This window comes from Cryptosporangium japonicum (genome assembly GCF_039524755.1).
GTDB classification, from domain to species: Bacteria; Actinomycetota; Actinomycetes; order Mycobacteriales; family Cryptosporangiaceae; genus Cryptosporangium; species Cryptosporangium japonicum.
The window spans coordinates 211,501-222,212 of sequence record NZ_BAAAGX010000003.1 but is presented as its reverse complement, the minus strand read 5'-3'; the positions used below and the strand labels follow the sequence as shown (position 1 = coordinate 222,212).

Sequence of the window (10,712 nt, the reverse complement as noted above, 5' to 3'; positions counted from 1 at the left end):
GTCCGGGTCCCGCGAACAACTCTTTTCGCAGAGAGCCGTCAAGCAGTAAGAAAGAGCGCATTTGTCTATCTCCCCGTGTAACCTCTCCTGCCCGCCGGTCGGCAAGCAGAGGAGATTTCATGCCTTGTCGCCGCTGGCCGCTGCGGGATCGCCGGACCGGCCGCGACACCTTCGTGTGAATCCGTTATCAGGGTTGATGGGTGTCGGGATGAGCTGCCATGAATAGGACGACAATGTCCTATCCCGACTATAGTCGAGGAGGGTCGTCGCTGGGGCGATCGTGACAACCTGATCGATCGACGTCCGCCGACCGTCGGGCAAGAACCGCGCGGCGCCGAGCAGTTCGTCGTCGCTGGGCGGAGTACGGTCCAGATCCCCAGGTGCGCCAGGTTCAAGCCGTGCGTCAAGGGGGCGTCAGACGCCTGACCTCGGCCGCCTCGGGAACGTCACGGACATGGGTGAAGTGGGCAGCGGTTATCCGACGATCAGAGACGCACGCCACGCTGCGGTGTGTGCGTAGGGGTCGAACACGTCGAAGCTCTGCGGCGTTTGCTCTGGTCAGAGGACGCGCAAGCGCCGTTCGTGGTCAAGGGTGCGGGGTGACCCGCCCGGAACTGCAAATGATCATCGCTCCGGTGTCTCGCAATGTTTGAGCCAGCTAATTCGGCTCGGCGTCGTCTCCGCGGGGGCGGAGCGCGGCGAGGATGTGGTCTTCGCATTGGTAGACGGCCATGCGCTGGTGCGGCCGGTCAGGGCCGGCAGGGCACCTATCTGCGGCGCGGCTGGAAGACCGGCTCGACGACCTGCCGCGATCCGAACGCGGCACCGGCCGCGGACCTGGTCGAGCGGGACTTCACCGCCGGCGAGCCCAACCGGCTCTGGGTCGCTGATGCCACCCGGATCCCGTGCGGGCAGGGCGCGTTCTGGCTCGCCGCGGTCCGTGACGCCTACTCTCGCCGGATTGTCGGCAGGAAAACCTCTGATCGGTGTGACACCGATCTGGTTCTCGGAGCGCTCGAGTACGCCGTCTGGACCCACCGGTCCGGACCGGGGCAGCTACTCCATCACAACGACCACGGCTCGAACTACACGTCGTTCCGCTTCGGACAGACCCCGGCCGACCTGGGCATCACCGCCTCAATGGGCACCGTCGGGGACTCCTATGGCAACGCGCTGACGGAGAACTTCTTCTTACGCTGAAAATCGAACTGGTCTATCGAACCGCCTGGGCCACTCGTGAGCAGGCCGAGAACGCCCTGTTCGCCTACATCGACGGCTGGTACAACACCCACCGCATCCAACGCCGGCTCGGGTATCTCAGCCCTGACGAATACCAAACGATCCACGATCCTGAGAACATCGAACTGGCGCCTACCGGCGGCAGGTAACCAACCCTCCGGAGAAACGGGGGTTAGCTCCCGCTGCGAGAATACGAGGTCCCCACTACAAGTCGCGCAGATGAGGGTCGCACTGAGTAAGCAAGCGCAGTGCGCCTCCGCGGCGGGGAAGTAGGAATTCACGATCTGGTCCGACGGCGAGGACATCCAGGCGGTGACTAATCGGTGTTTACGGGTAGGTCAACGTCTCCGAATAGCGCCAGAATGTAGGGCTGGGGTTCAAGTCGGTCCTCGGACACAACCCATAAGCACATGGCCTTCGGGCCTGGCTTCGGCCGTGACGGTTCGCCGGCCCGGGTGGTAGGTCAAATCCAGATTCAAACTCCGGTAAGCCTGTGCCCGGTCGATCGGGTCGGCGTCGATCAGCACTCGCCGGATGCCACCCAAGCACTGACCAGCGCGTTCATCTCCTCGAGGTCATCCTCTGGCGGCCGGTCAGTTCTCGGATCTTCGCCTCGGCCTGGACGCGTTCGGCCTGCACTTCAGTGGTCCACTGCTGGATGTGGGTGAGCCACTCGTCGACCGGGCCGGCGAGCACGTCCTCCCGGAGGTAGACCGCCTTCGGGTGCTCGACGTGGTTGGCGGCGGCGTAGTCGGCCGGGTAGCGGCATCGGTAGTGGTTGCGGCCGTTGTTGAAGTTGCCCTGCATGAGCCGACCGCACAGCCCGCAACGGACGCGGCCCGAGAACAGGTAGTGCCGCTGCATGGTCCGGGTCTTCCGGACGTTCGGCCGGCGGCTAGCGGCTGCGGCGAGCGCCTGGACACACTCGAAATCCTCGGGGGTGACGATCGCGGGATGCGTCGGCTTCGCGGACCAGATCCAGGTGTCCTTGTCGTTCCAGCGCATCTTCGTCTCGTGGCCGAGCGCCACGTCTTCGACGTCGATCAGGACCTCGTCCTCACGCTGCTTGTTCCACTCCAGCAGCGCCATGAGCTCGGCGTAGGACGACTCCGGCATCGGTTTCGACGGCGTATACCTACACGCCGAGCCTCGCGCGGGTCACCGACCACGGCTCCGTCGCCAGCACCTCGCCGGCCGACAATCGATCGGCACGCTCAAGCATCCTCCGATGAGCGCGCTCGTCGCGCGACGACCACGTAACCCGCTGCCAGCGACGAAGCAACGCCAGGACACCGGTGAGCTCCAGAGTCTCGCCGGCCTCGCTCGTCGCCAGGCAGTACTCCCGGTCGAAGTCACCAACTTCCTCAGGCAGCAACGCGGCCGAATCGCCTTCCGGCCGGCAGGGGGACCGTCTGCTCGCGGTGGCCAAGAGCGGCGTCAGATCGCCCGCTCACCCGCCACGGCTGCGGGGCATTTCCACCACCGGCCCTGTGGCTGACGTCGTCGCCGGGCGCGTGCGTGGGCGACCTGATGGCCGATCAGGACGCAGTGCGTCGGTACGAACCCGGAGAAACCCCGAACGCTCGCCGGAACGCCTTGCTGAACGCGAACTCGGAGGTGTACCCCACCCGGGCGGCGACGGTCGCGAGCGTGCTGTCGTCGGCCCGCAGCATCCGGCCGGCGAGCGTCATTCGCCACCACGTGAGGTACGTCAGCGGCGGTTGTCCGACGAGGTCGGTGAAGCGGCGGGCGAACGCCGGCCGGGACAACCCGGCGACGCCGGCCAGACCGGCCACGGTCCACGGTCGCGCCGGACTGCGTTGGAGCTGGAACAGGGCACGACTGACCGCCGGATCGCGCAGAGCTGCGGCCCAGCCGCGGGCTCCCCGGTCGGCCTGCCGGTCGTACCAGGTGCGGACCGAGTAGAGGAGCAACAGGTCGAGCAGCGCGGGGATGGCCGCACTGGTGCCGGGTTGCTCACCGTCGAGTTCGGCGCCGAGGAGATCGACGACCGACCGCAGCCGCTGGTCGACGCCGGCGCGCGCCGGTAGGTGCATGGCCTCGGGCAGGCCGGCGATCAGCGGGTGAGGACGGGCATGGTGCAGCGCGAACGACCCGCAGAGCACGACGGTCGATGGTTCGCCTTCGCAGCGACCGACGGCCACGGCGTCGTCGTCCGGTAGTTCGAGGACCGCCACGTCGGGAAGCGGACTGTCCGGATCGTCGGCGAGCCCGTAGCCGGAGCCGTTGCGCACGACGACGACGTCCCCATTGCGAAGTTCGGTCGGGTTTTCGCCGTCCGGCGGAATGAGCCAGGCCGATCCCTGAAGCACGACGTGGAAACCGAGCCCGGGCCCGCCCGCGACCCGCAACCCCCACGGTCCGTGCAGCGCCGCTCGCCGCGAGACCGCAGGTCCCGCTCGCATCGTCATCAGCGCTTCACCGACCAGGTCCACGCGGTCAGAATAGACGATGGGACATGAATTCGACCGATGCGGACATGGATCGTCTTCAGGTGCGCGCTTACGGTCGAGTCAACGCCGTACCGACAAGGAGTCTCATGTCCCGCACCATCGCTGTTTTCGGCGCCGGCACCGGCCTCGGGAGCGCCATCGCTGACCGATTCGGTCGCGAGGGCTACCGCGTCGCGCTCGTCGCGCGCCGTCCGGGTCCGCTCCAGGACCTCGCCCGGAAGCTGAACGCAGACGGTATCGATGCCCACGCGTTCCCGGCCGATCTGACTGCGACCACCGACATTCCCGCCGTTCTCACCGCGATCGAGGAAACGGCCGGCCCGATCGATGTCGTCGAGTACGCGCCGATCACCACTGCTCCGTTCGTTCCGGCCGCGGAGTTGACGGCGGAGACAATGCGGCGATACCTCGACCTGTACCTCTTCACTCCGATGGCGATCGTCGGCGCGGTTGTGCCCGGCATGATCGAACGCGGCGACGGCGCCATCCTCGTCACGCACGGCGCGTCCGCGATCGCCCCTATGCCCGGCATGAGCGGCGTCGGCCCCGCGATGGCGGCGGCCCGCAACTACCTCGGCTCGCTGCACGGCGAGCTGGCAACCCGCGGGGTCTACGTCGGCACGATCAACGTCAACGCGCTCGTGCGCGGCAGCGCTGGGCACCGGGCGATCACGTCGGGAGAGCTGCCGGTCACGCTGCCACCCGGCGTCGAGCTGCCCAGTGTGGCACCCGAGGATCTCGCGGAACGCTACTGGGAAATGGTCACGACCCGGAAGGACTTCGAATTCACGATCCCGGCACTCGACCCCCGGCCGCACTGACGACTCGGCGCTGCCTACGGCTCACGTCATTCGGAGACGTGAAGGAATTCCCGATCGGCCGCGTGCCTGGCGGCTCGGACATCGAATCTAAACTGCGCATGCGGTTGAGGCCATGAACGGGATTCAGTGCAAATCCGGCCGCGCAGTGACTTGCCAGTTCATGCTGTGAGGAAGCGCGGAGAACTGCGTCCCGGCGGCGGGCCGAGGGACGGGCCGAAGGTCGCCGCGTCCGAGGCTGAACCGCCAGGGGTGACCGAGAAGGACCAGGACGAACTCACCCCTGTCCACCGCGTGCCGACCACGTTGCCCCCCGTCGAGGCCGGGGCACTCGTGGGCCGATGGACGCCGCCAGTGGCGGCGGAGCGGCGTCCGTCGAGTTCGCGGACGACGGCACCTGGACGGGGTGCGCCAGCGGCAACGGCCAGGGAGGCCGGTGGTCCGTGACCCCGACGTCGCCGCTGGCCACCGACGGTCCGAGCACGCTGATCGGCTGCGACGGCGCTCCCGTGGGTGGCTGGCTCGCCGCGACCGCGAATGGCGGGCTCATCGAGCGGTGTGCTGGTGCTCCTCGACCCGACCGGCGCCGAAGTAGGTCGTCTCCGGAAGCACTGGCGGCTTCCCAGAGTTCTCACAGAAGCTCTGCGACGCCGGCTAAGCGGGCCCGTCAGCATCACCGGCATGGCGATGATCGACGTAATCGGACTGACGAAACGATACGGCTCCACCACGGTGGTGGACGCCCTGTCGTTCACCGTGCGAGCCGGGCAGGTCACTGGCTTCCTCGGCCCGAACGGTGCCGGCAAGACCACCACCATGCGCATGATCGTGGGACTGGCCGCCCCGGACGGCGGCTCCGTCACGATCGACGGCCGCCGGTACAGCGACCTCCCGACGCCGCTGACCGAGGTGGGCACGCTGCTCGACGCCGGCGCGGTGCACGGAGCGCGGACGGCGTACGACCACCTGCTGGCGCTCGCGGTCAGCAACGGCCTCCCCAGGCGCCGCGTCGACGAGGTGCTGGCCCGAACCGGAATGGACAGCGCGGCGCGCAAGCGGGCCGGCGAGTTCTCGCTCGGCATGCGGCAGCGCCTCGGCATCGCGGCGGCTCTGCTCGGCGACCCACCGGTCCTGATCTTCGACGAGCCGGTGAACGGGCTCGACCCCGAAGGCATCCGCTGGGTCCGTGAGCTCATGCGCTCACTGGCCGCCGAGGGTCGCGGTGTGCTGGTCTCCAGCCACCTGATGAGCGAGATGGCACAGACCGCCGATCACCTGGTCGTCGTCGGCCGGGGCAAGCTCATCGCCGACACCGCGATGAGCGACTTCATGCGCGCCGCCGGCGGCGGCACGGTCCAGGTCCGGGTCGACGACCCGGGCGCCCTGGCGCGCCGGCTCACCGCCGCGGGCGCGACCGTGCGGAACGGGCTCGAGTCCTCGCTGGTGGTGTCCGGCATGACGGCCGGGGAGATCGGCGCGGCCGCGGCCGGTCTCGGCCTGGTGCTCAGCGAACTCACTCCGCAGCGGGCGTCGCTGGAGGACGCCTTCATGGAACTGACCAGCGACAGCGTCGAGTACCAGGGGGTAGTGGCGTGAACCGCGCGCTGCAGTCGGAGTGGGTCAAGTTCCGTAGTCTGCGCTCCAGCTGGCTGACGCTGGCGTGCCTCTTCTTCGTCGGACTCGGCATCACCGCCCTGTCCTCGCGCAACGCGGCAGCGGCGTACGCGGACGCCGGCGCGTCGTGGGACCCGACCGCCCACAGCCTCACCACCTATATCGTCGCCCAGCTGATCGTCGGGGTACTGGGCACGCTGATCGTGACGTCGGAGTACGCCACCGGTCTGATCCGCTCGACGTTGGCCGTCACGCCCCGCCGCCACCGCGTGCTGGGAGCCAAGGTGGTGATCGCCGTTCTCGTGGCCGTGGTGGCCGGGCAGGTGCTGATGTTCGCGGCCTTCCTCATCGGACAACCGCTGATCGCCGGTCAGGACGTACCGGACGCACGGCTCGGAGACCCCGGCGTGCTGCGCGCCGTGCTGGCCGGTGGGGTCTACCTCGCCCTGATCGCGCTGTTGGCCGTCGGGCTCGGCGCGATCATGCGGGCCACGGCGGGCGCGCTCACGGCCCTGGTGGGCATCGTCTTCCTCGTTCCCGCCCTGGCGGGCATCTTCCCGACGTGGATGCAGGACCTGTTCGCGATCTGGCCGACGCTCGGCGGGGCGGCCGCGCTGAGCACCGTCGCGGATCCGGACTTCCCCCACCCGTGGTGGAACCTGGCCGGCATGGGCGCCGCGATCGTCGGGGTGCTGGCCGTCGCGTTCGTGGTGGTGCGACGTCGCGACGTGTGAGTCGGCCGGTTGTGCCGGCGCGCCGTTCCAGGTGGTGCGGAACGACGTGGTGGGCCGGACGCCCGGCCCGGAGCGAGTCGCTACGCCGACGATCGGCGTCCGTGCACGCGCGACGGTTCTCTACGCGCGTGTCCGCCCGCGGCGGCCTTGGCGCTGGAGCTTGGGGTAGGGCGCGGAGTACGCGATAAGGCGGCTACTCAAGCCGCTACGAGACCGTTAGCCGTGCCCGCCACGCGCCCGCGTGTGCATACGGCACGACTTGATCCTCGGACACAATCCTTTAGTGCACGGCCTTCGGGTCGCGCTTCGGCCGTGACGACTTGCCGGCCCGGGTGGAACGTCAAACCGAGGTTCAGACTTCGGTAGACCTGTGCCCGATCGAGCGGGTCGGCGGTCAGCAGGATGCTACGGATGCCGCCTAGCGTGCTGACCAGTGCATTTAGCTCCTCGGTCGTCATCCGCTGGCGTCCAATCAGCTCGCGGACCTTGGCTTCGGCTTGGACGCGCTCGGCCTGGACCTCGGCGGTCCACTGCTGGATGAGCACCGGGTCGGCACCTGCTTCGAGCGCAGCGCGGTACCGCTGGAGCCGCTGCCGGCAGGAGTGGATGGCTTCTTTCGCGGCGGCGAGCGCTGCGTCGTCGGTGCTGTCCTCCGCCTCGCTCATCGCGGTGAGCGTCTCGGTCCGGTTGGCGGGTGCGAACGCCTGCTCGAGCCACTCGTCGACCGGGCCGACGAGGACGTCTTCCCGGAGGTACGGCGCTTTCGGCTGTTCGACGTGGTTAGCGGCGGCGTAGTCGGCTGGGTAGCGGCCCCGGTAGTGGTTGCGGCCGTGGTTGAAGGTGCCTTGCATCAGCCGTCCGCACAGGCCGCACCGCACTCGGACGGCGAAGAGGTAGTGCCTCTCGGTGGTGCGCGTCTTTCGCACGGTGGGGCGGCGTCCGGCGGCTGCAAGGGCCTGGACGCTCTCGGAGTCCTCCGTGCTGACGATCGCCGGATGGGTCGGCTTGGCTGACCAGATCCACGCGGTCTTGTCGTTCCAGCGCATCTTGGTCTCGTGGCCGAGCGCCACGTGTCATCTGACCCTGCTGCTCGATGCGGGGATGTCTGACGTCACCCTCGTGGCCAGTTCCTTCGGTGGGCGGGTGCGGCCGAGTTGGCCCTGCTCGCACCCTGGGAGGTGATCGGGCGGCTGGTCCTGCTCAACCCCGTCGGCCCGGCGCCGACCCTGCAGGAGATGACCGGGTGTCGCCCCTCGGGCGCGCCGGAACAGAGCTTGACCGTGATCCGGGCCTTCCTGACTCGGACGCCCGTGGCGCAGGCGCGACGGTGACGCCCACGACCCGGCGCGTCTACAACTCGAACTGGCCGGCCCACGCCAAGTTCCACCTCCGCCAGACCCTGGCTCTGGCCCGCCGGATCAACCGCGGTCAGCATCTGGCTGACCTGGCAACCTCGGTCAGGCGTTCCGCGGCTGCGGGGTGCGGTAGCGATGCCCGACCGGGCACCGGTCGAACCGCGAGAAGGGACCGCATGATGCGCACCGCGAGCACACGGCGGAGGCCGTACACAACCACAGTCCGCGGGGCACGGATCGCGGCAGCCGTGTCGTCGGTGCTGTCCAGCGGGGTGTTCTTCGGAACCACCGCCAGCCCGACCCCGTCGAAACGGGGATTCGACAGTCGCACCTACACCGCAGTGCACCAAGCCGCGGTCCGTAACGCCTACGTGATGGCCCGGCCTCCCGACCATGCGTCGGCCGGCTGGACGACCCAGCGCGACCGTTGGGAGACGGTCCACCTCATCCGAACCGCGACAGCCCTCATCGGTCTCGTCGGCACCCTCGCAGCAACTCCGAACAGCGATTAGATGTTGCTGGCACAAGGAGGTGACAGCTTTCGCTTGCCGTTCACGCTGGCCCAGCCCCACGCGATACCACCACGTGCGTGAGCCGGGTCGACGAGCCACTGGAGCATGAGGCCGGTCACCCGGGCGAGCGGCACCGATCCACCGAGGCCTTCCCGTCCCTCACGTTGGCAGTCGGCAAGGTGCCGGCTGGGTTCGAGACTGCGCGTCCTCGCTGCCGAAGCGGTAGCCGACGGCGGCGTGGTTGGCCCCGGCCGCCTCGGCGATGTCTCGGACCGTCGTGCGTGCCCAGCCCAGATCGATCAAGCACTGCCGTGCCCCCGAAGCAGGTCGTCGCGGAGATGGGGATCCTGGCCTAGGTGCGCACTCACGAAAGCGCGAAGCGGGCCACGGTCGTCGTCGACGAAGCAGGAACCGAACTTCAACGCCGGGGTCCCCGAGGTATTCGACGGTGACCTGGAGGTGCCGAAGCAGATGCTGACCACACTCCTGCAGCAGCTCACGCATGTCCGGAGCTGCTTTCAGCACGACGAACTACCTCGGTCTCGACCGCGCCGGGCTCATCAACTGGTTACGCTCGGCGACGACGTCGAGGCCGCGTTCACCGCCTACGAGCGCGAATTACGACCGCACGGGGGGTTGCGTCGGGGCCCATCTCCCAGATTTGCCGGGCCCCGTCCATCGATAGCCAGGGCGTGGCCCGGCTGACTTTGATTCGGTCGCCCTCGACCTCGTAGGCCAGAGGCAGGCGTGGGCATCTGGCGTAGATGGCGCGCTTTCCGGCCGAGGGGCGTGCTCGTCGCCTGATCCTCACGACGGCCGCAACACCTTCCTCGAGTCAGGTGCTCGTGCTGCACCGGACCGGACTCGGTGGGGTAGAGATCGAGTGGCCTGGCTGGCCTGGCGGTGGCGACTACGATCGTCGGGGCCTGCCGTTTCGTCGCTGGACCGGCGTTTCAGCTAGCGGGTGCGTCCTGGGCGAGTAGCTCCAACCACAGTTCCATGCAGCGCAGGCGGGCCGGGGAGAAGTCGTAGGGCATCTTGCCGACGGCTTCGAACGCGCTCATCTCCCGCCGGCCGAAGCGGGAGTCGGTCCCGTCCTCGTCGTGATCGGCGGCCGGAGGATGCAGAGCGTCCCAGGCGTCGAAGAGGGCATCGTCGTTCTGGTCCAGACCGGACTCCTCGATGACGGCGTGCAGGGCGCTTTCGAAGGCGTGCCGCTCGGCCGCCACCTGAGCCACCCGTGGGTCATCGACGGCGACGCCGTCATCGAGCGCCCGCTCGGCGTCATCAACGTGGTCGGAACGCTCCCGCAGCGCGGGATGCGTGGCCAGGACGACGAAGCGGGTGGCCTGGACGGCCGCGCCGAGCGGGCCGAAAATTCGCTCGGTGACCAGCAGAGTGTCCAGGTCCGCGGGACGCAGGGAACCGTCGGGCAGGTTCTTGAGGCGTCCGGTGACGAAGTCGGAGAGCAGGCCTATCCGGCTGCCTTCGGTGCGCATCCGCTGCACCACGGTCCGCTGCCGCCGCAACTCCGCCTCCTGCTCGGCGAGCGTTTCCTCCAACCGCTCCAGGAGGTCCGCGATACCGTCGCCGCTGTCCGCACCGGCGGGAGTCACACTGGTGGCACAGGCGTCACGGATGTCGTCCAGGGCGATCCCGGCGTCGGCCATCCTGCGGACCCACAGCAGACGGATCATGTCCTCGTACCCGTAGCGGCGGCGGCCGTCACCGCCCCGCGCAGGCTCGGGGAGCAAGCCGATCTCGTGGTAATGGCGAATCGCGCGCGGCGTGCTGCCGGTGAAGGCCGCCGCGTCACCGATCTTGACCTGGCGGGGTGGTAGGAAAGACCAATGCATCAGCGGGGACCCTTCCTCGGCGATCGAGACTGAAACCACTGGACCACATGCCGCTACGGAAGGTGCAAGCTGCTCGACGGCATCGGGACGACCCGTCGGCTTCGCCGGGA

General features: G+C 68.6%; 11 protein-coding genes. 5 read left to right on the top strand and 6 right to left on the bottom strand.

Features of this window, described 5'->3' with window-relative positions:
• The first annotated feature begins 645 nt into the window (after positions 1-645).
• A complete protein-coding gene (locus tag ABD437_RS02890) occupies positions 646-1,200 on the top strand; it encodes a DDE-type integrase/transposase/recombinase (RefSeq protein ID WP_344647144.1) in 555 nt (184 codons plus the stop codon).
• Positions 1,197-1,388 carry an IS3 family transposase gene (locus ABD437_RS42965; RefSeq protein ID WP_425558078.1) on the top strand — a complete coding sequence of 64 codons (192 nt, stop codon included), beginning with the start codon at positions 1,197-1,199 and terminating at the stop codon, positions 1,386-1,388. Before ABD437_RS02890 ends, ABD437_RS42965 begins: the two co-directional genes overlap by 4 nt.
• 412 nt (positions 1,389-1,800) lie before the next feature.
• Here ABD437_RS42965 and ABD437_RS02885 read toward each other — a convergent pair whose 3' ends face one another.
• The 3 genes from ABD437_RS02885 to ABD437_RS02875 form a co-directional block, all read right to left on the bottom strand.
• Entirely contained in the window at positions 1,801-2,355 is a 555-nt protein-coding gene (locus tag ABD437_RS02885) for a recombinase zinc ribbon domain-containing protein (RefSeq protein WP_344647143.1), read from the bottom strand.
• Positions 2,356-2,374: 19 nt separating this feature from the next.
• Entirely contained in the window at positions 2,375-2,614 is a 240-nt protein-coding gene (locus ABD437_RS02880) for a DUF6247 family protein (RefSeq protein WP_344647185.1), read from the bottom strand.
• A 163-nt stretch (positions 2,615-2,777) separates the two neighbouring features.
• Positions 2,778-3,695, bottom strand: a complete 918-nt coding sequence (locus tag ABD437_RS02875; RefSeq protein ID WP_344647142.1) for an AraC family transcriptional regulator — start codon at positions 3,693-3,695, stop codon at positions 2,778-2,780.
• A 104-nt stretch (positions 3,696-3,799) separates the two neighbouring features.
• On the opposite strand from ABD437_RS02875, the gene ABD437_RS02870 reads away from it, so the two are divergent.
• The 3 genes from ABD437_RS02870 (at position 3,800) to ABD437_RS02860 (ending at position 6,879) form a co-directional block, all read left to right on the top strand.
• Positions 3,800-4,534, top strand: coding sequence for an SDR family NAD(P)-dependent oxidoreductase (locus ABD437_RS02870; protein WP_344647141.1), 735 nt, complete (start codon positions 3,800-3,802; stop codon positions 4,532-4,534).
• Between the two features lie 684 nt (positions 4,535-5,218).
• Positions 5,219-6,127: an ABC transporter ATP-binding protein gene (locus ABD437_RS02865; protein WP_344647184.1), complete on the top strand. Its 909-nt coding sequence runs from the start codon at positions 5,219-5,221 to the stop codon at positions 6,125-6,127.
• Positions 6,124-6,879, top strand: coding sequence for an ABC transporter permease (locus tag ABD437_RS02860; protein WP_344647140.1), 756 nt, complete (start codon positions 6,124-6,126; stop codon positions 6,877-6,879). The genes ABD437_RS02865 and ABD437_RS02860 overlap by 4 nt, the downstream gene beginning before the upstream one ends.
• Before the next feature lie 197 nt (positions 6,880-7,076).
• Here ABD437_RS02860 and ABD437_RS02855 read toward each other — a convergent pair whose 3' ends face one another.
• The 3 genes from ABD437_RS02855 to ABD437_RS02845 all read right to left on the bottom strand — a co-directional run bounded on the left by ABD437_RS02855 (position 7,077) and on the right by ABD437_RS02845 (position 10,602).
• Entirely contained in the window at positions 7,077-7,949 is an 873-nt protein-coding gene (locus tag ABD437_RS02855) for a hypothetical protein (protein WP_344647139.1), read from the bottom strand.
• A gap of 956 nt (positions 7,950-8,905) precedes the next feature.
• Positions 8,906-9,250, bottom strand: a complete 345-nt coding sequence (locus ABD437_RS02850; protein WP_344647138.1) for a TetR family transcriptional regulator — start codon at positions 9,248-9,250, stop codon at positions 8,906-8,908.
• Positions 9,251-9,699: 449 nt separating this feature from the next.
• A complete protein-coding gene (locus ABD437_RS02845) occupies positions 9,700-10,602 on the bottom strand; it encodes a MerR family transcriptional regulator (protein ID WP_344647137.1) in 903 nt (300 codons plus the stop codon).
• Between the last annotated feature and the right edge of the window lie 110 nt (positions 10,603-10,712).